19 protein-coding genes, 1 pseudogene and 1 other annotated feature are annotated in these 15,972 nt (G+C 42.3%); of the genes and pseudogenes, 14 read left to right on the forward strand and 6 right to left on the reverse strand.

The window, feature by feature from the left end:
* Positions 1-38: 38 nt before the first annotated feature.
* A complete protein-coding gene (locus VB077_RS04805; RefSeq protein ID WP_323414087.1) occupies positions 39-722 on the reverse strand; it encodes an LrgB family protein in 684 nt (227 codons plus the stop codon).
* On the reverse strand, positions 722-1,096 hold the full coding sequence (locus VB077_RS04810; RefSeq protein ID WP_323414088.1) for a CidA/LrgA family holin-like protein: 375 nt from the start codon (positions 1,094-1,096) through the stop codon (positions 722-724). Before VB077_RS04810 ends, VB077_RS04805 begins: the two co-directional genes overlap by 1 nt.
* Before the next feature lie 112 nt (positions 1,097-1,208).
* Between VB077_RS04810 and cidR the strand changes: the two genes are divergently transcribed.
* From cidR to VB077_RS04830, 4 genes are all read left to right on the forward strand, one after another.
* On the forward strand, positions 1,209-2,138 hold the full coding sequence (gene cidR / locus VB077_RS04815) for a cidABC operon transcriptional activator CidR (protein ID WP_323414089.1): 930 nt from the start codon (positions 1,209-1,211) through the stop codon (positions 2,136-2,138).
* A complete protein-coding gene (locus VB077_RS04820; protein WP_323414090.1) occupies positions 2,122-3,003 on the forward strand; it encodes a patatin family protein in 882 nt (293 codons plus the stop codon). The genes cidR and VB077_RS04820 overlap by 17 nt, the downstream gene beginning before the upstream one ends.
* 92 nt (positions 3,004-3,095) lie before the next feature.
* Positions 3,096-3,324, forward strand: a binding site (T-box leader).
* 78 nt (positions 3,325-3,402) lie between these two features.
* A complete protein-coding gene (locus tag VB077_RS04825; RefSeq protein WP_323414091.1) occupies positions 3,403-5,415 on the forward strand; it encodes a 2-isopropylmalate synthase in 2,013 nt (670 codons plus the stop codon).
* 91 nt (positions 5,416-5,506) lie between these two features.
* Positions 5,507-6,268, forward strand: a complete 762-nt coding sequence (locus VB077_RS04830) for an exodeoxyribonuclease III (protein WP_323414092.1) — start codon at positions 5,507-5,509, stop codon at positions 6,266-6,268.
* A 39-nt stretch (positions 6,269-6,307) separates the two neighbouring features.
* Here VB077_RS04830 and VB077_RS04835 read toward each other — a convergent pair.
* Positions 6,308-6,624, reverse strand: a pseudogene (locus tag VB077_RS04835) (ParB/Srx family N-terminal domain-containing protein); the annotation flags it as partial.
* Positions 6,625-6,733: 109 nt separating this feature from the next.
* Between VB077_RS04835 and VB077_RS04840 the strand changes: the two are divergent.
* The 10 genes from VB077_RS04840 (at position 6,734) to VB077_RS04885 (ending at position 13,586) form a co-directional block, all read left to right on the forward strand.
* Positions 6,734-7,714, forward strand: a complete 981-nt coding sequence (locus tag VB077_RS04840) for an Abi family protein (RefSeq protein ID WP_323414093.1) — start codon at positions 6,734-6,736, stop codon at positions 7,712-7,714.
* A 461-nt stretch (positions 7,715-8,175) separates the two neighbouring features.
* Positions 8,176-8,382, forward strand: coding sequence for a DUF1657 domain-containing protein (locus VB077_RS04845; protein WP_323414094.1), 207 nt, complete (start codon positions 8,176-8,178; stop codon positions 8,380-8,382).
* Between the two features lie 15 nt (positions 8,383-8,397).
* Positions 8,398-9,255, forward strand: a complete 858-nt coding sequence (locus tag VB077_RS04850; protein WP_323414095.1) for a DUF421 domain-containing protein — start codon at positions 8,398-8,400, stop codon at positions 9,253-9,255.
* Positions 9,256-9,283: 28 nt separating this feature from the next.
* Positions 9,284-9,763, forward strand: coding sequence for a stage V sporulation protein AC (spoVAC, locus tag VB077_RS04855; RefSeq protein ID WP_323414096.1), 480 nt, complete (start codon positions 9,284-9,286; stop codon positions 9,761-9,763).
* Positions 9,764-10,768 (forward strand): stage V sporulation protein AD, encoded by a 1,005-nt coding sequence (gene spoVAD, locus VB077_RS04860; RefSeq protein ID WP_323414097.1) that lies wholly within the window; start codon positions 9,764-9,766, stop codon positions 10,766-10,768.
* A 13-nt stretch (positions 10,769-10,781) separates the two neighbouring features.
* Positions 10,782-11,135, forward strand: a complete 354-nt coding sequence (gene spoVAE / locus VB077_RS04865; RefSeq protein WP_323414098.1) for a stage V sporulation protein AE — start codon at positions 10,782-10,784, stop codon at positions 11,133-11,135.
* A 40-nt stretch (positions 11,136-11,175) separates the two neighbouring features.
* Entirely contained in the window at positions 11,176-11,382 is a 207-nt protein-coding gene (locus VB077_RS04870) for a DUF1657 domain-containing protein (RefSeq protein WP_323414099.1), read from the forward strand.
* Positions 11,383-11,820: 438 nt separating this feature from the next.
* Positions 11,821-12,219, forward strand: coding sequence for a 6-carboxytetrahydropterin synthase QueD (queD, locus tag VB077_RS04875; RefSeq protein ID WP_323414100.1), 399 nt, complete (start codon positions 11,821-11,823; stop codon positions 12,217-12,219).
* Positions 12,212-12,814, forward strand: a complete 603-nt coding sequence (locus tag VB077_RS04880; protein WP_323414101.1) for a 7-carboxy-7-deazaguanine synthase QueE — start codon at positions 12,212-12,214, stop codon at positions 12,812-12,814. Before queD ends, VB077_RS04880 begins: the two co-directional genes overlap by 8 nt.
* Positions 12,815-12,854: 40 nt before the next feature.
* Positions 12,855-13,586, forward strand: coding sequence for a sulfite exporter TauE/SafE family protein (locus VB077_RS04885; protein WP_323414102.1), 732 nt, complete (start codon positions 12,855-12,857; stop codon positions 13,584-13,586).
* A 26-nt stretch (positions 13,587-13,612) separates the two neighbouring features.
* Here VB077_RS04885 and VB077_RS04890 read toward each other — a convergent pair whose 3' ends face one another.
* The 3 genes from VB077_RS04890 to VB077_RS04900 all read right to left on the reverse strand — a co-directional run bounded on the left by VB077_RS04890 (position 13,613) and on the right by VB077_RS04900 (position 15,906).
* Positions 13,613-13,819, reverse strand: coding sequence for a hypothetical protein (locus VB077_RS04890; RefSeq protein WP_323414103.1), 207 nt, complete (start codon positions 13,817-13,819; stop codon positions 13,613-13,615).
* Between the two features lie 73 nt (positions 13,820-13,892).
* Entirely contained in the window at positions 13,893-14,741 is an 849-nt protein-coding gene (locus VB077_RS04895; RefSeq protein ID WP_323414104.1) for a glycosyltransferase family 8 protein, read from the reverse strand.
* Between the two features lie 13 nt (positions 14,742-14,754).
* The gene (locus VB077_RS04900; RefSeq protein ID WP_323414105.1) at positions 14,755-15,906 is read right to left on the reverse strand and encodes an MGDG synthase family glycosyltransferase; all 1,152 of its coding nucleotides are present in this window, start codon (positions 15,904-15,906) and stop codon (positions 14,755-14,757) included.
* Positions 15,907-15,972: the final 66 nt, after the last annotated feature.

Raw genomic sequence — 15,972 nt, forward strand, 5'->3', positions numbered from 1 at the left:
TCCATTTTTTATGATTCACTTTAAGAGTATACTAGAAATTAATGAAGAAGGTTGACCATAATCGGAGCGGCAAATATCGTAATGAATCCGGTTAAAATCATGGATACGCTCGATATTGTTCCTGATGTAGTTCCAAATTCAAAAGCCTTCGTTGTCCCTGAAGCATGTGCACTTGTACCGAGAAGGATGCCTCGGGCAATGCAATTATTGATTTTCAGGTGTTTAATAATCGTTGGCCCGATGAGGCTGCCGATGATCCCTGTGATAATGACAAAGACGGCCGTGATTGCCGGGATACCGCCGATGACCTGGGAGATATCCATGGCCATAGGTGTGGTTACCGAATGGGGGATTAGACTTCCAATCATTTCAGAATCTAAATGGAACAAATGGGCGAAGAGTTCTGAAGAGGAAAGAGCGACACCTGTTCCGAATAACACACTAAGAACAATGGGAAGGGCATTTTTCTTAAATAAATCAAAGTATTTATAAAGGGGAACCGCAAGGGCTATTGTTGCCGGCTGCAGGGCGTACGATATGTACTTAGCGCTTGTGTTATAGGATTCATACGGAGTATTGCTCCAGAGTAAAAGGATAATTAAAAAGAGGGGGGTTATAAAAAGAGGGGATAGTAATGCTTTATTATTAGAGGAGCGATAGATCCTTTTTGCGCCCCAATAAATTGCAATTGTGATGATAAAACCGAATACATTAAAGATCATTAAGTGTTTTTCTCCTTTTCTTTATTGCTTTGAATGTTTTGGGCGAATAGTCCGGTAAAGACCATGACCACGACAGAACTGATGACGATCACAGCAATCAAGCTTAAGCCATTCTCAGAAAGCATAGTTTTGTATTGAATTACTCCGACAGCAGAAGGGATTAAGAAAAGCATGATGTTGCTAACGAGCCAATTTGCTCCGGTCTCAATCCATTCCAGACGAATGAGCTTCGTCTCGAGTAGAAAAAATACAACAATAATTCCTAAAACAGTACCGGGTATCCTTAAGTTGAAGTAATCAGCGATTTGATTGGTACACAGTGATATCAGAAATAATATGATAATTTGTGTTATCGCTTTAATAATTTGTGGCATATATTGATCTCTCCTTTAATTAAAGTTTACAGTAATTCTAATATTAGGTAAAATACATATAAGGAATAAGGATGATTCCTTTTGGTTATCCATTGAGAGGAAGGAAGAGAAGATGGATATACGCCATTTAGAATACTTTATGGAGGTCGCGCGCTATTGTAGTTTCACAAAAGCTGCGCAAACCTTGTATATCAGTCAACCCGCCATTAGCAAGGCGATTAAAAGTATCGAGGACGAATTTGGAATTATCTTATTTGATCGCTCAGGGAAGCGGGTTGTATTAACCGATGCCGGGAAAATTCTTTATAAGCAAGCGAAGGGTATCGTGAAGTCCTTTCAAAACATATCGACGGAGATCAATGATCTGATGAATTTAGAAAAAGGCAATATCACCATAGGCCTGCCGCCCATGATCGGATCTAATTTTTTCCCCAAGGTTATCGTTCAATTTCATGAAAAGTATCCAAACGTGGAGATCCACCTGGTTGAAATCGGAGCAAAAAGGGTAGAAACAGAAGTCGGGAATGGAAATCTGGATATGGGGGTTGCTGTTTTACCCACGAATGAGGAGATTTTCCATACCCTGGAGTTTGTAAAGGACAGCTTAAGATTAATAGTGCACCCAACGCACCCCTTGGCAGGAAGGAAAGCGGTGACCTTATCCGAGCTGGCCAATGAAGATTTTGTATATTTTCATGAGGATTTCACACTGCATGACCGAATTTTGGAAGAATGTCTAAAGCTGGGTTTTGAGCCGCGTATCCTATCGAAAAGCTCCCAGTGGGACTTTATTGTTGAGATGGTCGCTTTTAATCTCGGAGTGGCTTTAATGCCGGAGACCATTTGCAGAGAGCTGACTTGTGTTAAAGTCCTGCCCCTTATCGAGCCGGAGATTCCTTGGCACTTAGGGATAATCTGGCGAAAAGACGGCTATCTTTCCTTTGCCGCGCAACAATGGATCAGGACGCTGGAGTCATTTTGGGAAGAAGAAACATTAAAAGCAAAACCAGAGGAGATAATGCCGGATGGAAATTGTGAATAATATTAAAGACACAGCTTTGATTTTCGAGGGCGGTGGAATGCGGGCAAGTTACACAGCAGGCATTTTAAATAATTTACTGGAAAATGAAATATATTTCGATTATGTTGCAGGGATTTCCGCGGGATCCAGCCATTGTGTCAATTATTTATCACGGGATACCGAGCGTGCCAAGCGCTCATTTGTGGATTTAGTATTAGAACCGAATTTTGGCGGATGGAAATTCTTTTTTAAAGGGGAAGGGTTTTTCAATTCCCGGTATATTTACGAAGAGACTTCCTATCCCGATGCCGCACTGCCTTTCGATTACCAAACATTTATAAATAATCCCGCACAATTGCGCATTGGTACGTTTGAGCGGGATAGCGGAGAAATCAAATATTATACGAAAGAAGATATCCATGACATCAAGGACATCATGAAAATTGTCCGTTCTTCGTCATCTATGCCCATCTTCATGCCGCCGACCCATTACGGCGAGCACTACTATATCGATGGGGGGCTAGGCGGGGGAATCGCTCTCGATATTGCCAAAAGGGACAAAATGCAAAAGTTCTTTGTGATTCTCACCCGTGAAAAGGGATACCGAAAACGTCCCTTAAAATTTAAAGGGGCGATTAAAGCCTATTACCGGAAGTATCCCTTAGTTGCAGAAGCCATGATCAACCGATATGTTAAATATAATCAAACGCTTGAGGAGCTTGAACAATTAGAACGTGAAGGGAAGGCCTTCTTGGTCTATCCGGACATCATGCCGGTTTCCAATCGTGAGATCAATTTTAACAAGCTCTCTGAAAGCTACAAACTGGGGTATGCCCAGGGCAGGCGAGATTTACAGCGGTGGAAGGAATTCTTGGCTATAGAATAGAACCGTTTTACTAAGATATTAAAATACATCAAGAAAAATGATTAAATTTAACACTGTTGTTCATAGAATACATTTGTTATCCTATTTATTAATGAAAGGCAAAGAAGAGGAGTAGTAATTATAAACCTGATCTCAGAAAGCTGTTGGACGATGTAAAACAGCAGAGGGAATATAATGAACTCGCCTTGGAGCTTCTGATAAAACAGACGGATTTCCACCGTTAGAGGGAAGGGATATAGACATCATGTCTGTATTCAAAGAGTGCATGATTTGATCATGAAATAGAGTGGTACCACGTAAGAGTAATCTTTCGTCTCTATTTGTGAAGTTTCACAAGTAGGATGAGAGATTTTTTTTATCAAGATTAAAGCATTTTTATTTAGAGGGATGGGGTTAATAATGAGAAATTACGAAAAATATGAGAGAGCTTATTTTATGCCACCTGTTGTAACCTATGATTGGGTAAAGAAAGATCATATTGAAAAGGCGCCGATATGGTGCAGTGTTGACCTTCGGGATGGGAACCAAGCGCTGATTGAGCCGATGAGCATCGACGAAAAATTAGAGTTTTTTCAATTGCTGGTGGAGGTTGGCTTTAAGGAAATCGAAGTCGGTTTTCCGGCGGCCTCAGATACGGAGTATCATTTCATAAGGGCGTTAATCGAAAAAAAGATGATTCCCGATGATGTCACGATTCAAGTGTTGACCCAAGCCAGAGAGCATATTATTAAGAAGACGTTTGAAGCGGTTAAAGGGGCCCCACATGCGGTTATTCACCTCTATAATTCAACCTCTGCAGCCCAGCGTGAGCAGGTATTCAGAAAGAGCAAAGAAGAAGTTAAAAAAATTGCGGTAAAAGGTGCGAAATTATTAAAACGGCTCGCAGATGAAACCCGTGGAAATTTCTCTTTTGAATATAGTCCTGAGAGCTTCCCCGGTACGGAAGTTGACTATGCCCTTGAGGTGTGCAATGCGGTATTGGATATATGGCAGCCGACAAAGGATAACAAGGTCATCATTAATATACCGACAACGGTAGAAAATGCGATGCCACACGTCTTTGCTAGCCAAGTCGAATATATCAGCCAAAATCTTCAAAACCGCGATTCCGTCGTCTTAAGCATCCATCCGCATAATGACAGAGGCTGCGGTGTTTGTGATGCGGAGCTCGGAATTTTAGCGGGAGCCGACAGAATTGAAGGGACATTATTTGGTAACGGTGAAAGAACAGGGAACGTCGATATTATTACGGTTGCCATGAATATGTACTCCCATGGTGTGGATCCGATGCTGGATTTCAGCAATATGCCTGAAATCAGCAAAAAATATGAACGCCTTACGAGGATGAGGGTATACGAAAGACAACCTTATGCCGGAGAACTTGTATTTACCGCTTTTTCCGGTTCCCATCAGGACGCCATCGCCAAAGGAATGAAATGGAGAGAAGAAAGAGAAGCGGCTAAGTGGACCGTTCCTTATCTGCCCATTGACCCTAAAGATGTGGGAAGAGATTATGAATCAGACATCATTCGTATTAACAGCCAATCAGGTAAAGGTGGAGTCAGTTATATTTTAAAACACAATTTCAAACTATCCCTTCCGGAAAAGATGAAGGAGGAAGTGGGGTATTTTATCAAAGGGGTTTCCGATCAAGAGCATAAAGAGCTATCACCTGCCTTGATCTATCAGATATTTGAAGATCAATATGTCAATAATTCTCCGGCCTTTCAAATAAGGGAAGCGCATTTTAGACAGATCGATGGGATCATGGCCGAAATCGTGATTGACCATGCAGGGACGCCTAAAATTGCAACGGCCAACGGCAATGGACGTTTAGATGCTGTCAACAACGCGATTAAAGAGTATTTTGGCGTAAATTATGAAGTGGCGATCTATGAAGAACATGCCTTGGAAAAGGGTTCATCCTCCAAAGCGGCAGCCTATGTCGGCATAAGCTCTGATGACAAACTTTACTGGGGTGTTGGCTTTGATGCAGATATTATCAAAGCCTCAATTGCCGCGCTTACGGTTGCCGTGAATCAGCTTCCCGAAGTTAAAGGGTTATCCGAGGACAAGGATAAGAGAATGTCAGAAATCCTCAATTATGTACAGGCCAATTACCGAACGATTACTTTGGATGATTTAGCCAATAAATTTTACCTGAGCAAACCCTATTTATCTAAATTGATTAAGGAAAAGTCAGGACGGACATTTGGGGACAATGTAAAAAAAATCCGAATGTCAAAGGCTTGTATGCTCTTAAAAAATGGGAACATGACTGTTGAACGGATCGCCGAGGCTGTCGGCTATCAGAATGTAGAGCACTTTAACAGATTATTTAAGGAAAGCTATGGAATGCCGCCTGTCCAGTTCAGAAAGCAAAAGGAAGTAGAAACAGGCTCTGCTAACTAAATTGACATCTATGAAAAAGGAAATTCCCTTCATGCTGTAGAATTTAGAGAGACTATCAAGAAATATATTTTGTTATTAAGAAGGGATTAACGTGAAACTCATATCATGGAATGTTAATGGCATCCGCGCTTGTATAAATAAGGGCTTCCTAGACTTCTTCGAAAAGGAAAATGCCGATATTTTCTGTATCCAGGAAACAAAAATACAGCAAGAACAGATTCCCTTTCAGCTTGAAGGCTATTATCAGTATTGGAATTTTGCACAAAAGAAAGGGTATTCAGGGACAGCCGTTTTTTCGAAAAAAGAGCCGCTCCATGTTTTCTATGGTATCGGAAAAGAGGAACATGATCAGGAAGGAAGGGTCATAACCCTGGAGTTTGCAACGTATTATCTCGTGACGGTTTATACGCCGAATTCCCAGAGGGGACTTGCGCGGCTGGAATACCGCATGAAGTGGGAAGATGACTTTTTGAATTATTTAAAAGAGCTGGAGCGGTCAAAACCCGTAGTCTTTTGCGGCGACTTAAATGTGGCTCACAAAGAAATCGACTTAAAGAATCCCAGTACCAACAAGAACAATGCCGGTTTTTCGCTTGAAGAAAGAGGTAAATTTGATGAAGTAACGAACCATGGTTTTATTGATACTTTTCGTTATTTTTATCCGGATCGGACAGAGGCCTATACCTGGTGGTCCTATATGTTCAATGCCCGAGCGAATAATGCGGGATGGCGAATCGATTATTTCTGTGTTTCCGCAGGACTCAAAAATTCCCTAAAAGACGCCTTCATCTATAAAGAGGTTTTAGGTTCGGATCATTGCCCGATCGGGCTGGAAATAGATGTTGAAGATTAGGTGTGTTTTCATTAAGAAATTATAATCTCTGAAAAATTTGAAGTTCGATCCCTGTAAGTCAGCGATCTCCACCGATAACATTTCAGCATCCCAGCCCACATTTAAGGCTAGGCGATTGTTGGCAATAATGTATGCCTGATTCTAAGCTTTGGTCAGGTGCTCTACAAAGACGCAAGAAACCTCGTGATGCCTTCTCCCTTGGCAGCGAGGATGCGCCCATGACCTGCTATGAAGTTCAAAATCTCGTCCACAATGACTGGGTTGACGAAGCCGAATTCCCGTAACGATGCCCGCAGCTGGGGGATCTGTTCCTTGCTATGGGTTCGGGCATACGACACGAGTTTATCTATATTCACTTTCTCAAATCGTGTTTTTCAATGTCTATTAGTGTTCTCTAATGTTATAATTGTTTATTATAAAGAGCGCTACAACATATAGGAACAATTGGAACGTGGAGGATACTTTATGGGGTATAAAAACATTGATGGCTTGATGCGGCATTTGCGAAACAACGGGATCGCTATAACAGGCAGTACTCAAAAGCGCCAACTGATGAATACAGGCTATTTTCATGGTTACAAAGGATATCGTTTCTTTAAGACATCAAGTCGTCGACTACCATTCGTTTCCTATGAAGAAGTCTATGCTACTATTCAATACGATGCACGGCTAAAGTCCCTTTTTTATGACAAAATGATGCTCATAGAGACTGCGGTAAAGAATATCGCACTTGAGTGCATTTTAAATAAAGCCAAATCCGAAAACATCCAAGATATGTATGATAAAGTGGTTAGCAGCTACAATAACGTGCCAGCAGGAGCTGACGCGGAGACAAAGAAAAAACTTCAACAGAAAAAGCTAAACCTGCAAAGCACCATCCAGTCGTATCTCTCTAGAGCTTATAAAGATAACAATCCAAAAATTACACACTTTTATAACAATATGAGTTATAGCGGGGTCCCAATTTGGGCGTTATTTGAAATAATGACAATGGGAGACTTTGGTTTTTTGCTTTCTAGTCTGACGTATGATACACGCGACACCATCTCCCGTAAAATTGGCCTAAATGTCGCAGGGGACACAAACCGCGAATTGGTATACAAATACATCTACACACTAAAAGATCTCCGCAATGCCATAGCACACAATGCAGTGATTTTTGACACTCGTTTTAGGAATATCGACCCAACGCGAGCAATGAAGCAGTGCCTCATACAAGAGATTGGTTTACCTTATGTAAATTTCAAGACGTTAGGAGATTATCTTATTCTCATGTGTTATTACTTGAAAATCTTGAAAGTGCCCAAGACTGAGATGAGAGCATTTATTCGTGAGTTCGAGCGTATAACGAATGACTATATAAAAGCAGTCAATCCACAGGTTGCCTCCATTGTGATCCATGCCGATTTACCCGTAAGACTAACGGTTTTGAAAAATTATATTTAGACTTGCATTTTTTTCTGGCCAACTGTATAATTTAATTACTAATTGGGGTATGTGTTTGCGGATGCATACTTGAGGGAGTCGGAGTGATCCGGCTTCCTTTTCGTTATGTTAATATATGCTGAATCCGGCCGACTCTTTATCTTTATCTTTTTCGATTAATAGCTCATTGCTTTGAAAGCGGGTTCGGGTACCTTTAGCGCACGTGTATGGAGTTTGTGGAGGTATCGGATATCATAGCCCATCTGCTATTATGTTGATCCCCTTCGCCAATAATCAATTATCAAACATAATTACTCGTTATTACCAATTTAAGATACATTACGCCGTTTAAAAATAATGAAGCCCCTCAAGGATAGTCATAAGACTAACTTTGGGGGGCTTTTTAAGTTGGAATACATTTGAATGCATTTTTAAAATTATGAAGAGACATAATAAGCAGTGTTAACAAGGAGGGTGATTGTATGACGGTGGCTTCTCAAGTGAAACAAACTCTGGCGAGTTTGAAAGGGGCCAGTGGTACGCTGAGAGTGTATAGCACGCAAACGAGAGATGAAGAAGCAAGGGGCATGTTTACAGAGGCACTAGAAGAAACGCAAGCCATTATTGAAGACCTGGAAAATCGTTTGAAGACGCTTGAATTTGAAGAACCCCAATATAAAGGGAACTAAAAGGCGGGTATACAAATGCAGGAATGGGTACTGATACTGTTAAAAACGATCGGATTATTTATTTTAGTGTGGGCTGCCGTAAGGCTATTAGGCAAAAAAAGCTTGACCCAGATCGATACGGTTAATTTTATGTGCTATTTTATCATCGCTGATATTACTTTATTAGCCTCGGTTAATATTGTCCCCTTGTTTTATGCTTTTATTGTTCTGATCACCTGGATTTCGTTACCGATTGCCTTAGATTATCTATCGATCAAAAGTAAAATGCTCCATGACTTGATTAAAGGGAAAGAGTCTGTGCTTGTTAAACACGGCAAGATAATGGAAGAAAATCTCCTGAAGACAAGGATGACAGGAGAGGATCTCTTGGCCCAGCTTCGTTCGAAAAATGTTTTCAACTTGGCAGATGTCGAGTTTGCCGTCATGGAAACAAACGGAGAAATTAATCCTTTTTTAAAATCTCATAAAAAACCAATAACCGCTTACGATCTAAGCATTAAAGTTGCTCCTCAAGCGGAGCCGCAAACAGTAGCCTTGGATGGAAACCTGTTAGAAGAGCCTCTCGCTTCCTTGGGTCTAACTCCGGAGTGGTTAAAGACAGAACTCAATAAAATGGGAGTGGCCCTTGAGAATGTTTTTATTGCCCAAGTTGACTCATCCGGCGATTTATACCTTGACCTCTTTGATGATGTGCCTCAGCTCCCGCCCCCGAAAATTAAAGAAATGCTCTATGCCACCCTCGAAAAATGCCAGGCTGACCTTACGACGTTTTCCTTAGAGACAGAAGACACTGAAGCAAAAACAATGTATTCAAGAAATGCCCAAAAACTTGAAGACCTTCTAAAGCGGTTACGCCCTTACTTATTGCGTTAAGTCATATCTAATTCTTAGAGGTGTTGTTATGTCCAGTAAAAAGAAAAAGAAGCTAACTCCTGCGCAGCAGGAATACCAGAAGTTTGCCCAGGAAAGGGAGCCGAAGCGGCCCATCCTTTTTAACTGTGTTAAGGCGTTTTTTGTAGGAGGGTTTATTTGTATGCTGGGTCAAATCCTCCAAATGTTCTTTGTGACCTATTTCCACTTTTCTCAAGAAGCGGCAGCCAATCCCGCAACAGCGGTTCTTATCATTGTTACGGTTTTACTTACGGGCATAGGCGTTTTTGACCATATTGCCCAATTCGCAGGGGCAGGTACGGTAATTCCGATCACAGGCTTTGCCAATACCATCGCTTCAGCGGCGATCGAGCATCGAAGTGAAGGATATGTTCTCGGAGTCGGCGGAAATATGTTCAAATTGGCCGGACCGGTTATCGTTTATGGCGTATTCTCGTCTTTTGTGGTGGCCCTTGTCATTATAAGTTTAAGAGCATTGGGTGTGATGTAGATGTTAAAAGGTCATCAAACATGGGTTTTTGAATCTAAACCGGCGATTATTGGATCGGCTGCAATCGGAGGTCCTTTTGAGGCGAAAGGGAACTTAGCAGCAGACTTTGATCTCCTTCACGGAGATATTTGGCTGGGGCAGGACAGTTTCGAAAAGGCGGAACAGAAACTCCAGGAACAAGCCTGTGAAACCGCGATTAAGAAGGCCAATATGAAGAAGGAAGATGTGCAGTTTTTGTTCAGCGGGGATTTAATCAACCAGATTCGTCCTAGCAGCTTTTCGGCCCGGACGTTATCTGTTCCCTACTTTGGACTTTATGGCGCGTGTTCGACTTCGATGGAGGGGCTCTCCCTGGCATCCCTGGTTGTTGATAGTCAATTTGCTCAGAATGCCCTTGTTTGTGTTTCCAGTCATAATGCGGCTTCGGAGAAACAGTTCAGGTATCCGACAGAATATGGTTCCCAAAAGCCGCCGACAGCACAGTGGACAGTCACTGGGGCAGGGGCTGCTTTAGTATCATCCAAAGGGGATGGACCGAGAGTGACGGCGGCGACGATAGGGCGGGTTATTGATATGGGGCTCACTGATCCCTTCAATATGGGTTCGGCGATGGCCCCGGCCGCAGTCGATACCATTGAGGCCCATTTCCGGGATTTGGGTCGGGACCCAGGTTACTATGATGTCATCACCACTGGTGATCTTGGACGGGTAGGGCATCGGATTGCGGGCGACTTATTGCAGAAACATGGCCTGGATATCCCGGAAGAGATATTTACCGATTGCGGCGTACTCATCTATAAGCAGGATCAACCGATTGTCATGGCGGGAGGCAGTGGGTGCGGCTGCTGCGCCGTTACAACCTTTGGCCATTTCCTCAATCGGATGCGCAAGGGAGAACTGAGGAGGATTTTGGTTATTGCAACCGGCGCTTTACTGTCTCCTATGAGTTTCCAGCAAAAAGAAAGTATTCCTTGTATCGCTCATGCGGTTAGCATTGAGATCTAAAGGAGAGGTTTTCATGGATAAACTGATTTGGGCGTTTATTATCGGGGGGCTGATCTGTGTCATCGGCCAGTTGCTTTTGGATGGATTAAAACTCACTCCGGCGCATACAACCGTTACCTTGGTTGTGGTAGGCGCGATACTGGGCGGTCTCGGCCTTTATGATCCACTTGTCAAATTTGCAGGTGCAGGAGCGAGTGTGCCGATCAGTAGTTTTGGTAATTCTCTGGTTAAAGGGGCCTTAGATGAATATGCGGCTGTTGGACCGATCGGGGTGCTCACGGGTATTTTTCAGATCACGAGCGGTGGGATATCCTCAGCCATTATTTTTGGCTTCCTTGGAGCGCTTATTTTTAAACCTAAAGGATAAGACTTGGCCGGTGGCGAGTTAACGAGGGGAGGTGAAAATAATGACAGTTGGAACACAAATTCAGCAAGCTATCGCAACGGTGCAAAGCGCAGCGGCTTCGATGAAGACGTTTGCCTTGGAAACTCAGGATCAAGAAGCTAAACAAACCTTTGAACAACTGGCTCAAACGTTTGATTCAGCACTAACGGATTTACAAGGAAGAGAACAGTATATACAAGGCCAAGAACCCCAGTATAAACAACAATAAAGAAGACTTGGTAAGTGGCGAGCGAAGCGAAGACAGTTACCTAGTCGCGCTTATCCTGCCAGACTTAACAGCATGCATCGTAGGATAAAGAAGACTTGGTCGGTAGCGAGCAAAGCGAGGTAGCGTCCTAGTCGCCCTTATCCTGCCGGACTAACCCACATGCATCGTAGGATAAAGAAGACTTGGTCGGTAGCGAGCAAAGCGAGATAGCGTCCTAGTCGCGCTTATCCTGCCGGACTTAGTAGCATGCATCGTAGGATAAAAAACTTACTTCAGGTGGAGTTTTGACTCCATCTGAAGTTTAGACTTTCTATACGAAAGCCCCGCCGAAGGAAGTAGACTCGACTTAGCTTGTGTTACTGTCCCTCTTGAAGTAAACTAAGTTTATCATTTATAATGAGCGATCTTATTTGTAGTAAGGAGAAAGAGGCTTCTAATATGTCTGGAACAGTAATCAAAGTGACGAAAAGTTTTACTTTTGACGCAGCCCATTTTTTACCCAATCATAAAGGCAAGTGTTCTTCCATGCATGGTCATACCTATCGCTTGGAGGTTATGGTAGTCCGTGAGGACGGGAAATTGATTGAGCATGGTTCAGAGGAAGGAATGGTTATTGATTTTTCTGATCTCAAAGCGATTGTTAATGCTGAGGTGATCGAAAAAGTAGACCATAAACTCCTAAACGAAGTATTCTCGTTCAGGACAACGGCGGAGAATATGGCCGCACATTTTTTTAGTGTTCTTACGGATAAATTGCAGCCGTATGGCGTTAAGGTGGAGAAGATCAGATTATTTGAGACCCCGGATTCTTATGTGGAAGTCGAAGACCATGAATGATATAAATATCAAGTATCCATTGATTGAAAGCTTTACAAGTATTCAGGGTGAAGGAATTCATATGGGTAAGGGTGCGACTTTCCTTCGGCTTGCAGGGTGTAATCTGAGGTGTCGCTGGTGCGACACAGAATATTCCTTTGATCCTTCGAAGGCACGCTGGATGAGTGCCCAAGAAATTGTGGATGAAATCGAAATGCCGCACCAACATATCGTGATTACCGGTGGCGAACCGACCTTATATGATCTTGGGCCTTTGGTTCGGGAACTCCATAAGCGGGGCAAATATGTTGCGATTGAAACGAATGGAACCCATCCAATCCCGGCGGAATGGGAAATTGATTGGATTACCGCATCTCCTAAACCTGCCGGCGGGTTTGTTTTAGCATGTCCGGCGGACGAGCTTAAGTATGTCGTGGATGATGATTTCAGCATAGACTGCATTACTGACCGAGAAATGCCGGAGGGACGGATTTTTCTTCAGGTCGAAAGCGGACGGCCTGAATCGGCCCAAAAAGCCTATGATTTAATCCAGCAATATCCGGAGCGCCGCTTAAGACTGGGAATTCAATTACATAAAATTCTTGATATAAAATAACCGGGGTAATATTGGAGGAAATATACCGGAAGGATTTCTGATGAATACATTTGCACTGATTTTAATTGTATTAGTAGCTTCGACTCTGCAAGCTGCGACTGGATTTGGATTTGCAATTATGGCTATTCCTTTTCTGCTTTTATTATTCGAATCCCATGATGCAATTCAGCTTAATATCATACTCTCCCTAATTATTTCACTTCTTATGATTTATAGAGTTCGCCATGAAATTAATATTGAGATGCTCAAACGTCTAACTCTAGGCAGTTTAGTGGGAATTATTCCGGGACTTATACTTTTCATATTATTTGATGTACGGCCTTTAAAAATGTTTGTGAGTATCGTAATTATTGCAATAGCAAGTTTATTAGTCGCTAATATTAAGTTTAAACAAAGCAATATTAAGGAGTTATTTGTTGGAGCTTTTTCCGGTTTTCTTACGACAAGCATAGGTATGCCCGGTCCTCCGCTGATGATCTATTTTGCTGGAGCTAGAGTTGATAAAGCAACTATTCGCGCTACCACGGTAGCTTATTTTGTGGTTGTTTCTTTGGTAAGTCTTGCTCTTCAATTTTCCTTCTATAATACTTCGGTTGTTGTTTGGAGATCAACCTTATGGTCGATCCCCTGTATATTGGTTGGAACTTTATTGGGGCAATGGATATTTACACGAATGAATCAGCGGCTTTTGCAGAAGATAATTTATCTGCTATTATTTTTTACAGGTATATATTTGTTAATTTCAACTCTATTTTCATTTGTGAAACAATAATAGTTGCAAGATAGAAACAAGAGACACTACATTTTTCCCCCGGCCATTAACTTTGCTTGGGGAATTCTTCGTAATATTATTGCGGAAAGAGGCGCAAGCAAAGCCCCGAGACCAAGTACGATGAAGGCCGGTGCCCAAATTTGCATCGTTGACGTATCTACTGAACCATTATAAAATTCGAGAATATGACCAAAGATAATGGGAGCAATAATCGTCATCGAATAGCCGATCATAAATTAAGACCCCCAATAGATAGCGCTTTCATCCTATCGAAGGGGGCCTTTTGTTTAACCAAGTCCGTCCAAACTAATTCGTGGGAAGTTCTCCCTTTAGGGGACGGAAATGTTGAGCGATCTTTTCAAAATGATGATAGAAGAGATCTAATTCACCTAGATATTCCTTTTTCCAAGGCTTATTTCTTCCACAATAGTGGACAACAACAGTATTTTCACGGATCCAATCCATATCAATTTTGGAGTCCCAATTTTTGGGATGGAGATTGTGGAGAATATAGTAGCGTTCATTAAGGTTATAGATTTTCGGATCGACAGCTAGGGTTCGATCGCCATAGACGCCGTTGAGAACATCCTGATCAGGTAAAACCAAACGATTCTTATAGTCTTCAATATAGTCAAAGACTTCGTGAATATCCTGCTGTTTTCGGAGCAATACCAGATTTAGCATCATTACTCCGGAGTTGACATAGGTGCTTTCCTCGGGCATTTTCAGGCGGACCCGATTGATCTTTTCCAAAGGCTCATTGACATGGGATGCCGCTGCAAACAGATTACCCTGAAAATCAATGTTATAGAGGTCCTCTATGGGGTTGATCACGACAAGGTCAGGATCAAGATAGAGGATTCGATCAAGGGCTTTGGGAAGAAAGTGCGCGGCGAAAATCCGGTAATACATTTCTTTGGGATAACGGCTTGTAGTAGGGGCCTCACTCAGCCAATCATCGGCAATTTTAATGTTGATAACAGAACATACGTCAGGATGAATATGATTTTCAATCCATGTGAAGTCTTCCTCGGACATCGTAGTATGGGCAATGTAAACGGTGAACCGGATTCCCGGATTTGAGTGGATTAAGGATGTAAGCATAACAACCAGATGTTTGATGTAATTGGAATTTAAGGTCACAAGTACATTCATAAAAGTTCTCCTTTTATTCATTACTCTTGGAATTATCTTTGGTGGGAGCGGAAAACTCTTGAATTAAGAAATCACATAAATTCTGGGTCGAATAGGGTCTGGCTAAGGTTTTAATTGCATTTTTAATGGTGCGCTGCCGTTGGGGGGAGTCCAGCAGGAGATGGAGAGATTCATCAATCGAAAATGTTTTTGTAGCAAGAAGAGCAGCCCCATTATTCAGGAGAAATTCAACATTGCGATCCTCGACGCCGGGCAGTTGGTCAATCATGATCATCGGCAATCCTTTGGCTAAGGCTTCGGAAGTTGTAATCCCGCCCGGTTTTGATAAAATGCAATCACAAGCATCCATAAGAATATCGACATTATGGATATAGCCATAAACAGTCAATTTTTTGCGGGTGGATTTACCTTTGAGCTTTTTATACAAGCTTTTATTGCTTCCGCAGACGACAAACATCTGCAGGTTTAAATCACAGTGATCAATTTCATCGATATATTTATCAATATTGCCAAAACCCATACCGCCTCCCATAATGAGGACATTCTTGGGATGATCATCCACCCCAAGCAGGGAACAGGCACTTTTTCTGCTTCGTTTAATTGAAAATCGGGTGTCTATGGGGATTCCCAATGGCAAAACCCGCCCCGTTTCTATTCCCCGTTTCTGCAACTGGTGGTTTAATAATTCACTGCCCACGACAATGTATTCAAAGTGCTCGACATCCTCCCAATAGGTTTGAACGGTAAAGTCGGTGATAATTCCCACGGCTGGAGCCGTTACTTTGCCTTTTTCCTTGAGGACATCTACCACTTGAGCGGCATAAACCTGGGTGCAAAGGATCACATCCGGATTATATTCGGCGATAACTTTGTGGAGCTTAGAAGCAAGCATTTGATTTTTAACATGAGCGATTGAGTATTCCGAAGTTGCATCTCTTTTTTGGTTAAGGTCATAAATATCTGAAGCAAAGTCCTTGACAAAGGTCATCGATTTCATGGAAAGATAGTAGCCCTTGGAGATAATATCCTTGAGCAGAGGCTGAATGTTCTCATATAGATCCAAGACAATGTTCTCAACATCATGCTCGGTTAAATAGGAGGACAAGGCCTGCGCAACAGAATTATGACCGTTGCCTAACGGTACCGTAATAATAATAGCTTTCATAAATTCACCTCTAAAAAGTTTCATGACCCGCAAGCGCAGCTTACCGTGCTTCCGCCGCAGGTGGCT

This window comes from Desulfitobacterium sp. (assembly GCF_034927245.1).
GTDB lineage: Bacteria > Bacillota > Desulfitobacteriia > Desulfitobacteriales > Desulfitobacteriaceae > Desulfitobacterium_A.

Excerpts from the sequence above, each read along its gene's own strand:
- VB077_RS04805 (WP_323414087.1), bottom strand. The coding sequence starts at position 722 with ATGATCTTTAATGTATTCGGTTTTATCATCACAATTGCAATTTATTGG.
- VB077_RS04810 (WP_323414088.1), bottom strand. The coding sequence starts at position 1,096 with ATGCCACAAATTATTAAAGCGATAACACAAATTATCATATTATTTCTG.
- cidR (WP_323414089.1), top strand. The coding sequence starts at position 1,209 with ATGGATATACGCCATTTAGAATACTTTATGGAGGTCGCGCGCTATTGT.
- VB077_RS04820 (WP_323414090.1), top strand. The coding sequence starts at position 2,122 with ATGGAAATTGTGAATAATATTAAAGACACAGCTTTGATTTTCGAGGGC.
- VB077_RS04825 (WP_323414091.1), top strand. The coding sequence starts at position 3,403 with ATGAGAAATTACGAAAAATATGAGAGAGCTTATTTTATGCCACCTGTT.
- VB077_RS04840 (WP_323414093.1), top strand. The coding sequence starts at position 6,734 with ATGGGGTATAAAAACATTGATGGCTTGATGCGGCATTTGCGAAACAAC.
- VB077_RS04845 (WP_323414094.1), top strand. The coding sequence starts at position 8,176 with ATGACGGTGGCTTCTCAAGTGAAACAAACTCTGGCGAGTTTGAAAGGG.
- VB077_RS04850 (WP_323414095.1), top strand. The coding sequence starts at position 8,398 with ATGCAGGAATGGGTACTGATACTGTTAAAAACGATCGGATTATTTATT.
- spoVAC (WP_323414096.1), top strand. The coding sequence starts at position 9,284 with ATGTCCAGTAAAAAGAAAAAGAAGCTAACTCCTGCGCAGCAGGAATAC.
- spoVAD (WP_323414097.1), top strand. The coding sequence starts at position 9,764 with ATGTTAAAAGGTCATCAAACATGGGTTTTTGAATCTAAACCGGCGATT.
- spoVAE (WP_323414098.1), top strand. The coding sequence starts at position 10,782 with ATGGATAAACTGATTTGGGCGTTTATTATCGGGGGGCTGATCTGTGTC.
- VB077_RS04870 (WP_323414099.1), top strand. The coding sequence starts at position 11,176 with ATGACAGTTGGAACACAAATTCAGCAAGCTATCGCAACGGTGCAAAGC.
- queD (WP_323414100.1), top strand. The coding sequence starts at position 11,821 with ATGTCTGGAACAGTAATCAAAGTGACGAAAAGTTTTACTTTTGACGCA.
- VB077_RS04880 (WP_323414101.1), top strand. The coding sequence starts at position 12,212 with ATGAATGATATAAATATCAAGTATCCATTGATTGAAAGCTTTACAAGT.
- VB077_RS04885 (WP_323414102.1), top strand. The coding sequence starts at position 12,855 with ATGAATACATTTGCACTGATTTTAATTGTATTAGTAGCTTCGACTCTG.
- VB077_RS04890 (WP_323414103.1), bottom strand. The coding sequence starts at position 13,819 with ATGATCGGCTATTCGATGACGATTATTGCTCCCATTATCTTTGGTCAT.
- VB077_RS04895 (WP_323414104.1), bottom strand. The coding sequence starts at position 14,741 with ATGAATGTACTTGTGACCTTAAATTCCAATTACATCAAACATCTGGTT.
- VB077_RS04900 (WP_323414105.1), bottom strand. The coding sequence starts at position 15,906 with ATGAAAGCTATTATTATTACGGTACCGTTAGGCAACGGTCATAATTCT.